Annotated in this window: 16 protein-coding genes; 6 read left to right on the forward strand and 10 right to left on the reverse strand. The window is 63.7% G+C overall.

What is annotated here, in order from left to right; genetic code table 11:
* Positions 1 to 894: a LysR family transcriptional regulator gene (locus NKI15_RS04050; protein ID WP_023691058.1), complete on the reverse strand. Its 894-nt coding sequence runs from the start codon at positions 892 to 894 to the stop codon at positions 1 to 3.
* Between the two features lie 131 nt (positions 895 to 1025).
* Here NKI15_RS04050 and NKI15_RS04055 point away from each other — a divergent pair, with 131 nt between their 5' ends.
* On the forward strand, positions 1026 to 2495 hold the full coding sequence (locus NKI15_RS04055; RefSeq protein ID WP_023706044.1) for an MFS transporter: 1470 nt from the start codon (positions 1026 to 1028) through the stop codon (positions 2493 to 2495).
* Between the two features lie 15 nt (positions 2496 to 2510).
* Here NKI15_RS04055 and NKI15_RS04060 read toward each other — a convergent pair whose 3' ends face one another.
* From NKI15_RS04060 to NKI15_RS04070, 3 genes are all read right to left on the reverse strand, one after another.
* Positions 2511 to 3008, reverse strand: coding sequence for a MaoC family dehydratase (locus NKI15_RS04060; protein ID WP_023681725.1), 498 nt, complete (start codon positions 3006 to 3008; stop codon positions 2511 to 2513).
* 160 nt (positions 3009 to 3168) lie between these two features.
* Positions 3169 to 3591: a phasin family protein gene (locus NKI15_RS04065; RefSeq protein WP_023672638.1), complete on the reverse strand. Its 423-nt coding sequence runs from the start codon at positions 3589 to 3591 to the stop codon at positions 3169 to 3171.
* 107 nt (positions 3592 to 3698) lie between these two features.
* Positions 3699 to 4994, reverse strand: a complete 1296-nt coding sequence (locus NKI15_RS04070) for a DUF445 domain-containing protein (protein WP_023691056.1) — start codon at positions 4992 to 4994, stop codon at positions 3699 to 3701.
* 295 nt (positions 4995 to 5289) lie between these two features.
* Between NKI15_RS04070 and rirA the strand changes: the two genes are divergently transcribed.
* Complete coding sequence (gene rirA / locus NKI15_RS04075) at positions 5290 to 5751, forward strand: iron-responsive transcriptional regulator RirA (RefSeq protein WP_023672640.1); 462 nt, start codon at positions 5290 to 5292, stop codon at positions 5749 to 5751.
* A gap of 108 nt (positions 5752 to 5859) precedes the next feature.
* On the opposite strand, the gene NKI15_RS04080 is transcribed toward rirA, so the two are convergent.
* Genes NKI15_RS04080 through hemP form a run of 5 tightly spaced genes read right to left on the reverse strand, consistent with a single transcriptional unit; the run spans position 5860 to position 9974 of the window.
* On the reverse strand, positions 5860 to 6648 hold the full coding sequence (locus NKI15_RS04080) for a heme ABC transporter ATP-binding protein (RefSeq protein WP_023707864.1): 789 nt from the start codon (positions 6646 to 6648) through the stop codon (positions 5860 to 5862).
* A gap of 23 nt (positions 6649 to 6671) precedes the next feature.
* Positions 6672 to 7766, reverse strand: coding sequence for a FecCD family ABC transporter permease (locus NKI15_RS04085; RefSeq protein ID WP_286438808.1), 1095 nt, complete (start codon positions 7764 to 7766; stop codon positions 6672 to 6674).
* A gap of 4 nt (positions 7767 to 7770) precedes the next feature.
* Entirely contained in the window at positions 7771 to 8658 is an 888-nt protein-coding gene (locus NKI15_RS04090; RefSeq protein WP_031196346.1) for a heme/hemin ABC transporter substrate-binding protein, read from the reverse strand.
* Positions 8659 to 8669: 11 nt separating this feature from the next.
* Entirely contained in the window at positions 8670 to 9731 is a 1062-nt protein-coding gene (locus NKI15_RS04095) for a hemin-degrading factor (protein WP_352514116.1), read from the reverse strand.
* Between the two features lie 36 nt (positions 9732 to 9767).
* On the reverse strand, positions 9768 to 9974 hold the full coding sequence (gene hemP, locus NKI15_RS04100) for a hemin uptake protein HemP (protein ID WP_023673860.1): 207 nt from the start codon (positions 9972 to 9974) through the stop codon (positions 9768 to 9770).
* Between the two features lie 273 nt (positions 9975 to 10247).
* Here hemP and NKI15_RS04105 point away from each other — a divergent pair, with 273 nt between their 5' ends.
* From NKI15_RS04105 to hmuQ, 4 genes are all read left to right on the forward strand, one after another.
* Positions 10248 to 12377 carry a TonB-dependent hemoglobin/transferrin/lactoferrin family receptor gene (locus tag NKI15_RS04105; protein ID WP_352514117.1) on the forward strand — a complete coding sequence of 710 codons (2130 nt, stop codon included), beginning with the start codon at positions 10248 to 10250 and terminating at the stop codon, positions 12375 to 12377.
* Positions 12378 to 12382: 5 nt separating this feature from the next.
* Positions 12383 to 12817, forward strand: a complete 435-nt coding sequence (locus NKI15_RS04110; protein WP_023710743.1) for a hypothetical protein — start codon at positions 12383 to 12385, stop codon at positions 12815 to 12817.
* Between the two features lie 274 nt (positions 12818 to 13091).
* Entirely contained in the window at positions 13092 to 13910 is an 819-nt protein-coding gene (locus tag NKI15_RS04115; protein ID WP_352885787.1) for an energy transducer TonB family protein, read from the forward strand.
* 54 nt (positions 13911 to 13964) lie between these two features.
* Positions 13965 to 14279, forward strand: coding sequence for a heme-degrading protein HmuQ (gene hmuQ / locus NKI15_RS04120; protein ID WP_023681734.1), 315 nt, complete (start codon positions 13965 to 13967; stop codon positions 14277 to 14279).
* Positions 14280 to 14324: 45 nt separating this feature from the next.
* On the opposite strand, the gene NKI15_RS04125 is transcribed toward hmuQ, so the two are convergent.
* Positions 14325 to 15389 (reverse strand): glycosyltransferase, encoded by a 1065-nt coding sequence (locus NKI15_RS04125; RefSeq protein ID WP_033001102.1) that lies wholly within the window; start codon positions 15387 to 15389, stop codon positions 14325 to 14327.
* Between the last annotated feature and the right edge of the window lie 50 nt (positions 15390 to 15439).

Raw genomic sequence — 15439 nt, forward strand, 5'->3', positions numbered from 1 at the left:
TCAGCGGGAGGCCGCGCAGACCTTCCGAACGCAATCTCGCAGCCAGCGTTGCGCCGGATCGGCATCGAGCCGTGGATGCCAGAGCATCGAGATGGTGACCTCCACCGTGGCGACCGGCAGCAGAAAGCTGACCATGCCGGCGCGTGCGCCTTGCGTGTGCCGTTCGGGCACGCTGGCAATAAGGTCCGAAGCGCGCGCCATGGCGAGTGCAGCCGAAAAGCCGGAGACCATGCACGCCACGGTTCGCTGCAGGCCGAGCAGCGCCAAAGTCTGATCGATCGGCCCTCTTTCCCGACCCCGCCGTGAAACGCTGATGTGGCGGCCGGCCGCGTAGCGTTCAGGCGTCACCGCGCCTTCGCTCAAGGGATGGCCGGCTCCTACGGCGCCGACGAACCGGTCACGGAACAGCGCCTGTATCAGCACTTCAGGTCCGGTCTCGCCGGCAACGCCGATTTCCAGATCGATCGCTGCGTCGCGCAACGAGGCGACATCCTTGTCGGCTTTCGGCGCAAATCGCAGCCGCACGCCCGGCGCCTCGGCCTGGATGCGAGCGACAAGACGCGGCCCGAACTCCTCGACGAACCCTTCATTGGTGCGCAGCGTGAAGATCTGGTTCAGCTTCGCGAGATCGAGAGGCCTGGCAGGGCGCAGCAACGTTTCTGCTTCCTGGACGACACGGCCGGTCTGCTGCCGCAATGCCTCCGCGCGCGGCGTCGGCACAAGGCCTCGACCGGCCCGAACCAGCAGCGGGTCGCCGGTCGCTTCGCGCAGTCGCGCCAGGGTGCGACTCATCGCCGAAGGGCTGAGCCGCAGCCGGGTTGCCGCGCGAGCCACGCTACCTTCGGTCAGCAGGACGTCGAGAGCGAACAGCAGATTGAGGTCGGGCGATGTCATTGGCGGATTGTAGCACATGCCATGGCGTTTGGTGCACGAATAAGATGCAAATGCTGCGCCTTCCGCCATTCCACCCTGACGACTAGATCTCCGACAGGTCCGGTTGCGGGACTGACAAGGAGGAAATCGCCATGGCAACTGCCGAGCAGAACGAGTGCGCATCGGCGCCGCAGAACACCCGGTCCGCAGGCCTGGCCCACTCTCCTGTCTTGGCATTGGCCAGCCTGTCGCTCGCCACGCTGCTGTCCTCGCTTGGAACCAGCATTGCCAGCGTCGGACTGCCTTCCCTCATGCAGGCGTTCGGTGCGCCGTTCCAGTCCGTGCAATGGGTGGTTCTCGCCTATCTGCTCGCCATCACGGCCCTGATCGTCAGCGCCGGCCGGCTGGCCGATATGGTCGGCCGCCGGCCGTTGCTGCTCGGCGGCATCGCGCTGTTCACACTGGCCTCGGTGCTCTGCGGCCTGGCGCCGACGCTCTGGCTGCTGATTGCGGCGCGCGCCGTGCAAGGGCTGGGTGCCGCGCTGATGATGGCGTTGACGCTGGCCTTTGTCGCGGAGACCGTGACCAAGGAGAGAACCGGCAGCGCCATGGGCCTGCTCGGCGCCATGTCGGCGATCGGCACGACGCTCGGACCCTCCCTCGGCGGCTTGCTGATCGCCGGCTTTGGCTGGCGGGCGCTCTTCCTCGTCAATGTGCCGCTCGGCCTCCTGACCTTTGCCCTCGCCTGGCTGGCCCTGCCTGCCCGCGGCAAGGCTGCGGGCGTTCAAGGCGGGTTCGACGCGATCGGGACGGTCTTGCTAGGCCTGACGCTCGCCGCCTATGCACTGGCCATGACGCTCGGCCACGGCCATTTCGGCGCCCTCAACACCGGCCTGCTGGTTGCCGCCGGCATCGGCGTCGTTCTGTTCGGCGTCGCGCAGAAGAGGGCGAAGAATCCCTTGATCCGGCTTGCCCGGTTGTACGACATCCGGCTCAGCGCCAGCCTCGCCACGAACCTCGTTGTCGCCACAGTGATGATGGCGACCCTGGTGGTCGCTCCGTTCTATTTGTCGCGAGGGCTGGGGCTCAATGCTGCGATGGTCGGCGTGGTCCTGTCGACAGGTCCGCTGGTCTCAGCGCTCTCGGCACTTATCGCCGGCCGCCTCACCGATCGCTTCGGTACCAACAGGATGATGATCGCCGGACTATTCGGCCTGGTCAACGGCACCTTGCTTTTGTCGCTCGCCGCAACAAAACTCGGCATTGCCAGCTATATCGTGCCGATCGCCGTCACCTGCTTCGGGTACGCCCTGTTCCAGACATCCAACAATGCCGCCGTCATGAGCGGTGTCGCTGCCGGCGAGCGCGGCGTGGTGTCCGGCCTGCTCAATCTGTCGCGCAATCTCGGCCTGATCACCGGCGCATCGCTTATGGGCGCCATTTTTGCGGCTGCCTCGACGGGAGAACGGCAAAGCCAGGACATGCTGACCTCAGCGGCAGCCGCGCACGGCATGCAGGTTACCTTTCAGACGGCAACGGTCCTGGCGGTGGCTGCGCTGTTGCTGGCACTGCTCTCGACCCGCGCCGGCGGCAGGCTGTCGGTGCGGCAACAGCCATCATGACCGAAGATAGGGAGCTTACGCTCCCGCCCGCTTGCGCCGCTCATAAAGCATGACCAGCGTTTCGGCGGTCAGCGCCGGCCTCTGTTCGCCCTCGATCTCGACCGTATTGGCGGCCTTCATCAGATACTGGCCCGGCCCCTTGTCCTCCACCGACAACAGCGTCGTGCGCAGCCGGATGCGTGCGCCGACCCTGACGGGCGCCAGGAACCGCACCTTGTCGAAGCCGTAATTGAAGGCGGCTTGCGTGTTTTCGGGGACGATGCCCATGCCCAGCGCCAGCGCGCCGATGATCGACAGCGTCAGATAGCCATGCGCGATCGTGGTGCGAAATGGGCTCTGCCGCTTCGCCCGCTCCGGATCGACGTGGATCCACTGATGGTCGCCTGTGCATTCGGCAAACTGGTTGATGCGGTTCTGGTCGACGGTCGTCCATTCCGACACGCCGAGCTCCTGCCCGGCCATCGCCCTTAACTGCTCGAAGGTCGGCGGCGTTTTCGGCCGTAGTTCCGTCATTCCTGCTTTCCCGGTGGCTCCCAGTGCCTCGGACCACGAACGGACGGCTCCTGTCAATTCGCCCGTTGCGATTCCGTTCCGCCATTTTCCGCCAAACAGCGTCCCTCGTCCATGCTCATGCGCCGCAACCGGCCCGCTCCTCTCATGGTTGCGTTGAGAGTCACTTCTTGTCATAGCCCGAGCGGATTTCCTCCATCGCTTCCTTGATGCGGCTGCGCAGGATTTCGATCGATTCGGTGCCGGATTTCTTGACCAGCTCGGCCACTTCGCCGGCATTTTTCAGGGCGGCTTCGAAGGATTTCCTGGCGAACTCCGCCTGTTTTGTCATCAGTTCCTGGGGATTGCCCGGCGCCTTGTAGCTCTGCGCCATGTCGCTGACTTCACGCAGCGTGTCCTGCAGCATCTCGCGCTGTCTGGACAACAACGAGGTCGCGCCGGCAGCTCCCGCCCGCGCCGATCTTTCCAGGGCCTCGAGGTTCTTGCGATGATGCGCGAGGATCGCCTCGACATTCGGCACCTTCAGGTCACGGCCGAACCGGCTGAACATGTCAAGGAACGAATCGGAGTCGGGTTGTTTGGCCATTGCTCGTGCTCCCCAGTGTCGCAAATGCTGAACCCTGTTCTGGACAATAGCACTCGCGCGCCGTGTGTCCATTCGGACGCCCAAGCAATTCAGCGGCAAATGCAGCATCAGCCAGCGAGAAACAGCCTCTCCGCCGTGTAGAGCACGATACCCGCCAATCCGCCGATAATCATGCCGTTGAAGCGGATATATTGCAGGTCCTTGCCGATGTTCATCTCGATCAGCCTCGTCAGTTGGGCAAGGTCCCAGCGCTTGACCTGGTCGGCGATGAATGTCGACACACCGCTCTTCTGGCTCTCGACGAACGACGACAGCGCCACGACAAAGCCCTGGTTCATGTCGGCCCTGATCTGCGGATCGCCTGAGAGATGGCGGCCGACCTCGACGAACATGTTGGCGAGATGCGCGCGAACAATCGAATTCTCCGCCTTGGCGTCCTGTTCGATGAACAGGCTGAGGCTCTGCCACATGTCGCCGGCGAGCGACTTCACTTCCGGCCGCGCCAGGAAATCGCGTTTCAGCTTCTCGGCCCGTTTGGCGTATTGCTTCGAGGTTCTGAGCCGCTCGATGAAGCTGTGCGCGAAACGGTCGAATTCGGCGCGCATCGGATGGTCGGGGTCGGCCCGCACCTCGTCAAGCAGCGAACCGGCGGAAGCGACTATCTTCTTCAGCAGATAGGCGTCGGCTCTGAACAGGTTGAACAGCGACGGCAATTCCTCGCGGATTTTCTCGCGCATGGTCGCCAGCGCCTCTTCATCGTTCAGGAACCGGCCGATCACCCTGGTGAATTCGTCGAAGAGTTTCTGGTGGCGGCGGTCGTCGGTCAGTGCCGACAGCAATTCGGCCGCGAGCGGCGCCAGCGGCACCTTGTCGATCTGCTCCAGCATGCGGCTGGTGACGAAGCCGCGCAGGCCGGATTGCTCGATCGCCGCAAGCGTCTGCGGGACCAGCCGTACGACGAAGCGTGACAGGCCGGCAGAGCGTTCGGCGTCAGTCAGCCAGTCGGCGACGAGTGCTGCAAAATCGACCTCGGCCAGCTTTTCCCGCACCGGCTCCGGCGCCAGAAAATTGACCTCGATGAAGCGGCCCAGATTATCGGCGATGCGGTTCTGGTTCGCTGGGATGATGGCGGTGTGCGGGATCGGCAGGCCCAGCGGCCGCTTGAACAGCGCCACCACCGCGTACCAGTCGGCCAGGCCGCCAATGGTCGCCGCCTCGGCGAAGGCCGCCACGAAGCCCAGCCACGGATACTTGGCCTCGGACGATTTGGCCACGGCAAAAACCACGACGCAAAGCACCAGCGCAGCCGTGGCGAGGAACTTTGTCCGCCGCAACGCGAAAAGCTTGGCGCCCGTCTCGGCATCAAAACCGCCAGGCGCCAGGGACGAAGCCGATTGGGACATGATACGCCGCTCCTCATCGATCTCTTGGCTATCTGGCATGGGCTATTTAGGGGGTGTTTGGGCCCGTAGCATGATCGGATGGGCCGATTTCGTCCGGGGATTGCCGGTTTCGCACGCAAAGTTGACAAGAATGTTCATCTATCATGCAATCCCAGTCTGGAATTGTTCCAAGGTATAGGCCATATTCCGATCAGGCCAGTGTGGGCGAATCCGAAACTCCGGGTGAGAAAGCCGCACCAGCACAATCTAAAATCTGGTGCAGTTCCAGCGCGCCAGCACTCGGGTGAGGAATTAAATGCGGCTGACGCGCCAGACCAACTACGCCATGCGCATCCTGATGTATTGCGCCGCCAACAACGATCGCCTGAGCCGCATCCCCGAGATTGCGGCCGCCTATTCGGTGTCGGAGCTTTTCCTGTTCAAGATCCTGCAGCCGCTGGTCGAGCATGGCCTGGTCGAGACGGTGCGCGGCAGGAATGGCGGCGTGAGGATCGGCCGCCCCGCCGAGCAGATCAGCCTGTTCGACGTCGTACGGGTGACCGAAGAGAGCTTCGCCATGGCCGAGTGCTTCGAAAACGACGCCGCCGAATGCCCGCTGGTCGACAGCTGCCAGCTGAATTCGGCGCTGCGCGAGGCGCTCAACGCCTTCTTTGCCGTACTCTCCCGCTACACCATCGCCGATATGGTGGCGGCGCGCCCGAATGTGCGTCATTTGCTCGGCATCGACATGCTGGTCCAGCGAGCACCGGCCGCCTGAGTTTTCTAGTGCATGTCGCTCAAAAGTGGCCCCGGTTTTGAGACAACGACATGCATAAAGACAAAGACCTAAAGCGCGTCGCCTGAGTTCGTTCAAACGCGACGCGCTTTAGGCGGCTGACTGCGGCAAGACAAACGGCATGTTCGCCGCCGGCAACACACCGACCCTTAGCCGACAATCGAACACCTTTTCGATCAGATCGTCGCTCAGCACCTCCTGCGGTGAACCGTCGGCGGCGAGCCGGCCGCGATGCATCACGAAAATCCGGTCGGCATACATGGCCGTCAGATTGAGGTCGTGCAGGATGGCGATCACACCGCCGCCGCGCCGGGCGAAATCGCGGGCGATGTTCATGATGATCAGCTGGTGCTTGATATCAAGGCTGGAGACCGGCTCGTCGAGATAGAGATAGCGCGGCTTGCCGTCCAGCACCGGCGCCCAGACCTGGCACAGCACGCGCGCCAGCTGCACACGCTGTTGTTCGCCGCCCGAAAGCTCCTGATAGAAGCGGCCGGCAAAGCCGTCGAGGTCGACCCGCGCCAGCGCCCGCTCGGGCAGACGATCATCTTCGCCCGGCAGAACGCCGGAACGGCCGCCGATAAGGCCGAGCCTGACCACTTCGTGCACCGTGAAGGGAAAGGACAGCGTCGCGGCCTGCGGCAGCACGGCACGCACGGTGGCGGCCTCCACCGGCCTCATCGCCGTGAGATCGCGCCCGTTGACGGCCACTGTCCCCACAAACGCCAGATCGCCCGACAACGCCTTCAAAAACGTCGTCTTGCCCGAGCCGTTGGGTCCGACGACTGCCGCAATTTCGCCCGGCCGCGCGACGAAATCGACATTGGCAACAATGCGCTTGCCGCCGATCGCTACCGAGACATCGCGTGCTTCGATCATGCCGGCCTCATAGGTTTCAAATCTCACAAGTCGATTACGCCGCGCTTGCGCAGCAGGATCCAGAGGAAGAACGGTGCGCCGGCGATCGCGGTGACGATGCCGATCGGCAGTTCGGCCGGGGCCACGACCACGCGGGCAACGGCATCGGCGATCAGCAGCATCGAGGCGCCGAGCAGCGCCGATGCCGGCAAGAGATAGCGATTGTCCGGACCGATCAGCAGCCGCAAGAGATGCGGCACGACGATGCCGACAAAACCGATGCCTCCGCTGACTGCGACAGAGGCGCCGACCGCTGCCGAGACGCCGACGATCGCGGTGTATTTCAGCCGCTGTACCGGGATGCCGAGATGTCCGGCCGTCGCCTCGCCGAGCGCCAGGGCGTTGAGGCCTTTGGCCAGGAACGGCATTACCGCAAGCGCCAGCACGATGATCGGCCCGACGGAAGCGATCTTCGGCCAGGTCGCGCCGCCAAGCGAGCCCAGCTGCCAGAAGGTCAGGTCGCGCAACTGCCGGTCGTCGGCCATGAAAATCAGGATACCGGTCAGCGCCATGGCAAGGGCTGCGAGCGCAATGCCGGCAAGCAGCATGGTGGCGACCGAGGTGCGCCCCTGCCGCGTGGCGACGCGGTAGAGCACCAGCGTGACCGCAAGGCCGCCGCAGAAAGCGGCGAGCGGCAAGGCCAGCCCGCCGAGCGCCAGAGTGAGCGGCGCCAGCCACGTCGTGCCGAGCACGATGACGGCGACCGCGCCGAGGCTCGACCCGGCGGAAACGCCGATCAGGCCGGGATCGGCGAGCGGGTTGCGAAACAGGCCTTGCATGACCGCACCCGATACGGCCAGTGCCGCCCCGATCAGCACACCGAGCAGTACGCGCGGCATGCGGATATCGTAGACGATCAACCGGTCGCGGGCACCAAGCGCGGCGTCGTCCGGCATGGCGCCGGTCAGCCAGTCACGAATGACACCAACGGCCGATGCATCGGAAGCGCCCGTCCTCAGCGACAGGAACATCGAAAGGGCAAGCGCCACACACAGGAGCACAATAACCAGGCGAGCGCGCCCGGAGCGATCGCCCTCGGCCACCTTGCCCGCCGCGCCGGCGATCGACTGATCCACCATCGGCTCAGTCCGTGACCTGGCTGCCATAGAGCGAGGCGGCCAGATCGTGGATGGCATCGGCCGTGCGCGGCCCGAAGCCGAGGAGATAGCTGCCATCCATCAGGGTCAGTTTGCGGCCTTCACCCGCCGGCGTCGAGGTGATCGACGGGATGGCGAAAAGCTCGGCCTCCGCAATCGGCGGGCCGGCATTCTTCATGGCCAGGATCACGTCCGGCCTGGCGGTTACGACGGCCTCGTCGGACATCTGCTTGTAGCCGGAAAAACCTTCGACGGCGTTGACCGCACCGGCGAGCTTGATGATGCCGTCACCGGCGGTGTCGGTGCCGGCGGCCAGGATCTTGCCGCCCTGGATCGACAGCACGAACAGGATGCGCTTGCGCTGCTTGATCGACGCCGTCTGCTTCTCGGCCGCCTTCAGCTTGGCGTCGGTCTCAGCCACCAGCGTCTCGGCCTTGGCGTCGACGCCAAGCGCCTTGCCGACGATGCGGATCTTTTCCAGGATGCCGTCATGGCTGTAGTGCTCGGGCACGTCGATGAACGGAACGCTCGACTTTTTCAGCACGTCGACCGCTTCCCTAGGGCCGCTGCCATGCAGCGCCAGGATGCCCGACGGATTGACCGAAAGCACACCTTCCGGCGACAGCTGGCGCATATAGCCGACATCGGGCAGCGCGACCGCGGCCGCGGGGTAGCGGCTGGTCGAATCGCGGGCGACGAGATGGCCTTCTTCGCCAAGCGCGTAAACGATCTCGGTGATCGAGCCGCCGATCGCCGCGATCCGCGACGTGTCGTCAAAGACGGCGAGGTTTTCGCTGGCTGGCGCGGGCGCGGCAAGAGCCAGCGACAGGCCCATGGCTGCGGCAAGCGTCGGGCGCCTGAACAGTGAAATCATCGTCGTGATCCTCAGGCTGCGGTCGGGCTTGGAATGCGCGGCAGGTTTTCGGCGAGGAACCGCCAGTCGTCACGCTCGCCCTCGCCTTCACGGCGCTTGCCAAAGAACTGGATGATCATCTTGCCGTCGTCGGCGCCATAGGCTTCGAGCGACGTCACATGACCGTCCTTGGTCGGCTTGCGCACCGCCCACACCTCCTGGATGTGATCGGTGCGCAGATGCAGGCGGAAGGTCTCGTCCATGACGTTGATCCACGGACCCATCGGCTTGATCGACTTGACGGGACCCGAATGGATCTGGATGCAGCCGCGGTTTCCGACAAAACACATGATCGGCATGCCGTCGGCGGCGGCATGATGGAACATGGCGCTGACGGCGTCATTGTCGAGCAGCCAGGCATAGTCCTGGCCGACCATGCGCACGGCCTGGCGGCGGCTGAGCTTCAGCTCTTTCAACATGCCGAAGAACTGGTGGACGTCGGTCAGCCGGCTCCAGCGGTCGCGCAGGTCATCGATGTCTGCGGCAACGCCCGACGTCTCCGCGTCGTCGTCGGCCAAGCCTGCGATAGACACGGTCGCCTCCTGGTTCGGCGATTCGAGTGCGGCCACGAGCTTCTGGTAGGCATAGAGATTGGACGCCGGCCGCAGATGCACCTTGTGCACCGCATCGCCGGCCGCGTCGAAGAATTGCAGGCTGCGGCGGATGTCGCCGCCGTCGCGCTTTTCCACGGCAAAGCCATGCGCCCAGACTTTGGGAAAAATGCGCAGGTCGATGTTTTCGCCCAGCACCATGGCGTTGTGCGTGCCTGTGACAACCTTGTCGTAGACGCCGATCTTCTCGTGCACCGCGCTTTCGTTGCGGGTCAGCGCCATCACTTCGCCGACGGCGTCGAGGCCGGTCAGAAGATCGTTGACCCTGGGCTCGACGCGCACGACGCCGTCGCCGCAATGCGCGGCCACCAGCTCGGCCTCGGAAATACCGAGCTCGGCGGCAAGATCGCGCTCGCGCGCTTTCGGATTGTCTGCCCGCGCCCGCCGGATTTCATGCGGGGCGGGTTTTGCGCGCTGGTCCATGTCCTGCTTACCTGTCTGCCGTGTTTGGTCGTTTCGTCACTTGTTGAGGATGAGCTTGCCCTGGCGGGTGATCTTCAGCCGATAGAGCGCGCCATGGTGCTCGATGCCGATCTCGTGCTCGCCTTGGAACAGCGTGTTGGAGGACAGCGTCCGCACCGCCAGCGGCACCCGGTCGAAGCGGGTCGGCGTCTCCTCGGAACGGCGGACGCGGTAACGAAAGTCGTTGGGATTGTGGGTGTTCATCTCTTTCGATCCCTTTCCTGTGCCGGGCAACTGGCTAGGCGTTGCAAAAATGCCGATTCATTTCTTGACTCGAATAATCATGTTTATTAGTCAGTGCAATACCGGACCAAATTAGTCAACATTTAAGACGCCGGACAGAATGAAAAATGCCAGCGAGCACCAAGCCAGCCAGCATCGAACCTGGAATTTTGGAGTTGGGGCATGGGCTTGGGAAATTGTGGACGACTGGGTCTGGCGAACGCCGATCCGGTGCATCGGCCTATGGCAAAGGCAATGGCAGCCTCGCTTGCGGGGGCAGCGACGATCGCGCTGCTGACATCGCCGGCCAGCGCTCAGCCGGCCGCTGACCAGGCCGACCAGACCAGGAAAACCGAGGACACCAAGCCGGCGCCCGCCGGCGCGACCCTGCTGGACAAGATCCTCGTCATCAGCCGCACCGGCAAGACGGCAATCGAATCGCTGGCCTCAGCCAGCCATGTCGACCAGGAACAGCTCGACCGCCGCATGGCGACGACGCCGAACGAAATGCTGCTCGGTGTGCCTGGTGTCGCCGTGCAGGCCGATGCGCGACGCGTCAGCTCCAGCATCAACATCCGCGGCCTGCAGGATTTCGGTCGCGTCGCCGTCATCATCGACGGTGCCAGGCAGAATTTCCAGCGCTCAGACCACGGCACGCAGTCGACCTTCTATGTCGATCCCGAGCTCATCAAATCCGTTGACGTCATTCGCGGACCGACCGCCAACACCTACGGCTCCGGCGCCATTGGCGGCGTCGTCTTCTTCGACACCAAGGATGCGGTGGATTTCCTCAGACCGGGCGAAACCTGGGCCGGCTCCGTCACCGGGCGCTATGAAAGCAACGGCAAGGGCTGGACCGCCAGTGCCAGCGGCGCCTACAAATTCAACGACGATTTGGATGTGCTGGGCAACATCGTCTACCGCGACTACGGAGACTACAAGAATGGCAGCGGCGACACCGTCGCCGGCACCGGCTTCGACCTGCTGAGCGGCCTGCTCAAGACCACAATCCGCCCCAGCGAAGACAGCGAATTGAAGCTCGGCTGGGTCGGCTCGAGCGACGGCTGGACGGAAACCAGCGGCGGCGTGCCGGCCAACGACGTCGACCTGAAGTCGAACACCTTCACCGCCCGCTACAACATCACTGACGACGCCAGGAGCTGGCTCGATCTCCACATCAACGCCTCCTACAACAAGACCAATCTCGACCTCACCACGCTTGTTTCGCAAAACCGCTTCGATCCGGTAACCGGTCTTCCCGTCGTGCTTCCGGCAGGCTCAACGTCGACCTTCGGTGTCGGCACGACCGGCATCGACATCTGGAACACGTCGCGCTTCGAGACCGCCGGCATCTCGCATGAGCTGACTTATGGCGGCGACTGGGTCGGCGACGATGTCGAGACCGGCGGCACGTCGGGCGGCGACAGTTTTTATACGCCGTCGGGCAAGCGCAACGTTTCGGGCGCCTATATCCAGGACAGGCTGAGCTGGGACTGGCTCGAGGTCATCACCGGTCTGCGTTACGACAATTACAGCCTGAAGGATTCGGACAACGAAACCTCAGGCGCCAGGCTGTCGCCGCGCATCACCGTTGGTGTCACGCCCTTCGAAAGCGCCAGCCTGGCGGGCCTGCAGTTCTATGGCACCTACGCGGAAGGCTACCGCTCGCCGTCGCTGACCGAAACGCTGATCAGCGGCAACCATCCGGCAGGCGTCACCTTCCCGTTCCTGCCCAACCCAAACCTGCGGCCTGAAACCGGCAAGACCACCGAGTTCGGCGTCAACTACAAGCTGGACGACCTTATCGAGGCCGGCGACGCGTTCCGGCTCAAGGCCGCCTACTTCCACAACGATGTCGACGACTACATCGAAGGCGTCACGCTGTCGGCATTCGACCCGACCAGCGGCTGCCCGTTCGGCCCCGGCATTCCGATCTGCTTCCAGTACCAGAACGTCGCCCAGGCCAAGATAAACGGCTTCGAACTGGAAAGCGTCTACGATGCCGCCTGGGGTTATGCCGGGCTCTCCGCCTCGATCACCAACGGCCACACCATCTCCGATGAAGGTGAGCGCGCCGACCTTGCCACCATCCCGTCCTCGCAGGTCACCGGGCAGCTCGGCTTCCGCTTCCTTCAGGACAAGCTGACCGTCGGCGGCGAGGTGCAGTACAACGGCAAGCCGAAGGGCAACCCCGTGGCCAAGGATTATACTCTGGTCAACGCCTTCGCCAGTTACCAGGCCACCGACAATCTGAAGGTGGACTTCCGCGCCGACAATTTGTTCGACGTCAAATACACCAACCCGCTGAACGGCGGCACCACCGCCGTCATCTATGAACCCGGCATCACGCTGAAGCTGGCCGCAACCATGCGCTTTGGAGGCTGACACCCATGACAAGTTTGACGGCATCGCTTCGGCTCCTGACCTCGACGCTGGCGATGTCGCTTGGCTTGATGCCGGCGTGGGCTCAGTCCGCGCCGGCTCCGCAACTCAGCCTCGAGCTCAATGCCGCGCAGCCCTCCGAAAAGGGTTGCCGCCTGACCTTCGTCGTCAACAATGCGCTCGGCGCCGATCTTTCCAAGGCGGCATTCGAGATCGCGCTGTTCAACGAGGCCGGCATTGTCGACCGCCTGAGCGTGCTCGACTTCAAGGACCTGCCGGCCGGCAAGACCAAGGTGATCCGCTTCGACCTCGCCGGCACCGACTGCACCAAACTCAGCCGCGTGCTGATCAACAGCGCCACCGAATGCGCCGGCGTCGAACCGGGCGCCTGCATGCGCGGCCTGAAGACGCAGACCAAGACCGGTATCGCATTCGGCGTTTGAGGTGGGTCTGCATCCCGCCTTCCTGCACGACAATGCGACACGACCGGTCGCAGCTCCGCCGTTATGGCCGGCAACCGATCTTGATTTGACAATCCCGCCGCGCTCGCGGCAGGTCTCGCCGCGAACCATGCAGGACATCACCCCCCTCCCCGACGCCGGCAACGAACCGGCGATAACAATGGACGAGCTCGTACAGCCGGCGGCCGCGGACCGCAAATGGACTGTGGCGATCGTCGCGTCCTGCCTGCTCCATGCCGCTGCCGCAGCGGCGTTCATGGTCGCACCCGCCGGGACATTTGATACCGGGAAGGCAATACAGGCCGAAGGCGCCGATCGATCAGGCGCAGACGTCCTCGGCACCGCTTTGCAAAACCCGGTACCCGACGCGGTGGATGTTACCCTGGTAACCGATCCGCAGCCGGCCAAGCCCGTCCAACCCACGCCGCAAACCGAGGCGCCTCAAGCCGTAGAGGAGCCGGCGGCGCCCAAATCTGCGCCGGAATCTGCCAACCAGGCAACCGTCGCTCCCGATGCACCAACGGCCGCCATCCCGGATGATCAAAGTGTCGCCCCAGAGGCTGAGACGCCTGCACCGTCACCGGTTCAAACGCAGAGTTCGGAGGCATCTCCCGCCAATCAGCCTGCCGTTGAATTGCCTGCCGCGAGGCCACCAGTCCCAAGCCCGAGGCCAAGTACATCAATATCGGGCGCACCAATATCGGGAGAGACTGGCGGCACGGCAGATGGCGAGGAGCGCGAGGCAACGGCGGTTGCCAGCAAAGGCGGAAAACAGAGCGCGGCGGGCAATTCGATGGAATCCGGCTACAGCGTTGAAGTTCAGAACAAGCTTGTCCGCGCCAACCGCCACGTTTCGAAGGCGGTTCAAGCCAAGGCTCGCAACAATGCCAGGGTCTATTTCGTCGTCATGGCCGACGGCAGCGTCAGCGACTTGCAGCTTGTCGAAAGTTCAGGGTCTGCCGAGCTAGACCAATTCGCTTTGAAACTGGTGCGCCAGCAAGCCCCGTTCCCGCCCATTCCACCCGAGACCGGATTATCAAGTTGGGTGTTCAGGGCGCGGATCGGTCCGTTTTAAACAGCTTGTAGACCTTCGCCAAATGGCATCGTCCACCAATTCGAGAGGAAGCCAATGTACATCGCCATGAACCGCTTCAAGGTCCAGAATGGCTCGGAGACCGCCTTCGAGGATGTCTGGAAGAACCGCGATTCGAGCCTCTCGGAGATGAAAGGCTTCAGGGAATTCCACTTGCTGCGCGGCCCGGTCAACGAGGCCGAGGGTTACACGCTGTTTGCCTCGCACACGGTGTGGGCAAGCCATGAGGATTTCGTCGCCTGGACCAAATCCGAGAATTTTCGCGCCGCCCATCGCAACACCGGCACCTCGAAGGTGCATTATCTCGGCCATCCGCAGTTCGAAGGCTTTTCGGTCGTCGAAGGGGCCTGATTGAGATTTCACCCGTCGACGAGATCTGACGACGGGCAGATGCCGTCAGGTTCCGGTTGAATTCCGGCCGCCCAGTCGCCGAAGCCACTGGGCAATGTGCAGGCGCAGCCGCCGCCAGGGCTGTCCGCGTGTCAGGTAGCGCGCCAACCGCGGATCACCGGCCAACTCCGGGAACTGGCTCACATGCTGCGTCAGGAATGCAGGTATGAAATTGCGCCCGTTGAGATCGCTGAGCCAGGCAGAATTCGCCAGCAAATAGTCTGCGGCATCCGCCGCCAACACGCTCCTGTAGCTCCTGTATGCAGGCGTTTGCCGCACATTGCCGCCAGCAAAGGCAGTTCCGGTGGACAGGTTGGAGCCATGCAGGCGATAGAGCCCGAGACCTTCTGACAGGATGAGGCTGCCGCCGGCCTGGTGCGCGAGTGTCGCCGTCAGATAATCCGTCCCGACCTTGGCCTTGAACGGGAAGGACAATACCGGTTCCAGCGCGCCACGCCGGTACATGATCGCCGAGCATTGCGACCACAGCCAGCCCGTCACCGCAGGTGCGAAATAGGTTACCGGATGCTCCGATGCGTAGGCGATCCCAGGCGCCATGCCGGCAAGCCAGCCACCGGGCGCGATGGCGACGCCGCTGCGATCCGCTCCGGAGCGCGGTTTGCGCAAGGCAAGGAAGGTGCCGCCCAGCAACGTGCCGTCGCCATCGACAAGGAACACATCGGAACTCGAGAGAGCGGCCGAATGCGTCGTGTTGAGATGGGCGGACAGATGCGCGAGGAGAAAATCTGGCAGCCACACGTCATCGGCGTCGAGAAACGCGACGAAGGGCGCGTCGGTTGCGGCAAAGCCGTCGCGGAATCCCGCGGTCTGGCCGCCATTCTCCGTGCGCGCCAACAGGCGCAGGCGCGGATCGTCTATATCCCTTAGAAGCTGTCGGACATGGTCGGCCGAGCCGTCCGTCGAGGCATCGTCGACGATGACGCATTCCCAATTCCGGTAGGTCTGCGCAAGCACCGAGCGGATCGCCTGTTCGACGTACGGCCGATAGTTGAAGCAAGTGATGACCACCGCCACGCGCGGCAGCTCAAACGGTCGGGACGTGTCTTCCATCTGTTCGGCTGCCCCGCTCGAGTTGCTCTCTGTCCCTTGCGCATACCCTT

This window comes from Mesorhizobium sp. M0862 (assembly GCF_040319795.1).
Lineage (GTDB): Bacteria > Pseudomonadota > Alphaproteobacteria > Rhizobiales > Rhizobiaceae > Mesorhizobium.

Excerpts from the sequence above, each read along its gene's own strand:
- NKI15_RS04050 (WP_023691058.1), bottom strand. The coding sequence starts at position 894 with ATGACATCGCCCGACCTCAATCTGCTGTTCGCTCTCGACGTCCTGCTG.
- NKI15_RS04055 (WP_023706044.1), top strand. The coding sequence starts at position 1,026 with ATGGCAACTGCCGAGCAGAACGAGTGCGCATCGGCGCCGCAGAACACC.
- NKI15_RS04060 (WP_023681725.1), bottom strand. The coding sequence starts at position 3,008 with ATGACGGAACTACGGCCGAAAACGCCGCCGACCTTCGAGCAGTTAAGG.
- NKI15_RS04065 (WP_023672638.1), bottom strand. The coding sequence starts at position 3,591 with ATGGCCAAACAACCCGACTCCGATTCGTTCCTTGACATGTTCAGCCGG.
- NKI15_RS04070 (WP_023691056.1), bottom strand. The coding sequence starts at position 4,994 with ATGTCCCAATCGGCTTCGTCCCTGGCGCCTGGCGGTTTTGATGCCGAG.
- rirA (WP_023672640.1), top strand. The coding sequence starts at position 5,290 with ATGCGGCTGACGCGCCAGACCAACTACGCCATGCGCATCCTGATGTAT.
- NKI15_RS04080 (WP_023707864.1), bottom strand. The coding sequence starts at position 6,648 with ATGATCGAAGCACGCGATGTCTCGGTAGCGATCGGCGGCAAGCGCATT.
- NKI15_RS04085 (WP_286438808.1), bottom strand. The coding sequence starts at position 7,766 with ATGGTGGATCAGTCGATCGCCGGCGCGGCGGGCAAGGTGGCCGAGGGC.
- NKI15_RS04090 (WP_031196346.1), bottom strand. The coding sequence starts at position 8,658 with ATGATTTCACTGTTCAGGCGCCCGACGCTTGCCGCAGCCATGGGCCTG.
- NKI15_RS04095 (WP_352514116.1), bottom strand. The coding sequence starts at position 9,731 with ATGGACCAGCGCGCAAAACCCGCCCCGCATGAAATCCGGCGGGCGCGG.
- hemP (WP_023673860.1), bottom strand. The coding sequence starts at position 9,974 with ATGAACACCCACAATCCCAACGACTTTCGTTACCGCGTCCGCCGTTCC.
- NKI15_RS04105 (WP_352514117.1), top strand. The coding sequence starts at position 10,248 with ATGGCAGCCTCGCTTGCGGGGGCAGCGACGATCGCGCTGCTGACATCG.
- NKI15_RS04110 (WP_023710743.1), top strand. The coding sequence starts at position 12,383 with ATGACAAGTTTGACGGCATCGCTTCGGCTCCTGACCTCGACGCTGGCG.
- NKI15_RS04115 (WP_352885787.1), top strand. The coding sequence starts at position 13,092 with ATGGTCGCACCCGCCGGGACATTTGATACCGGGAAGGCAATACAGGCC.
- hmuQ (WP_023681734.1), top strand. The coding sequence starts at position 13,965 with ATGTACATCGCCATGAACCGCTTCAAGGTCCAGAATGGCTCGGAGACC.
- NKI15_RS04125 (WP_033001102.1), bottom strand. The coding sequence starts at position 15,389 with ATGGAAGACACGTCCCGACCGTTTGAGCTGCCGCGCGTGGCGGTGGTC.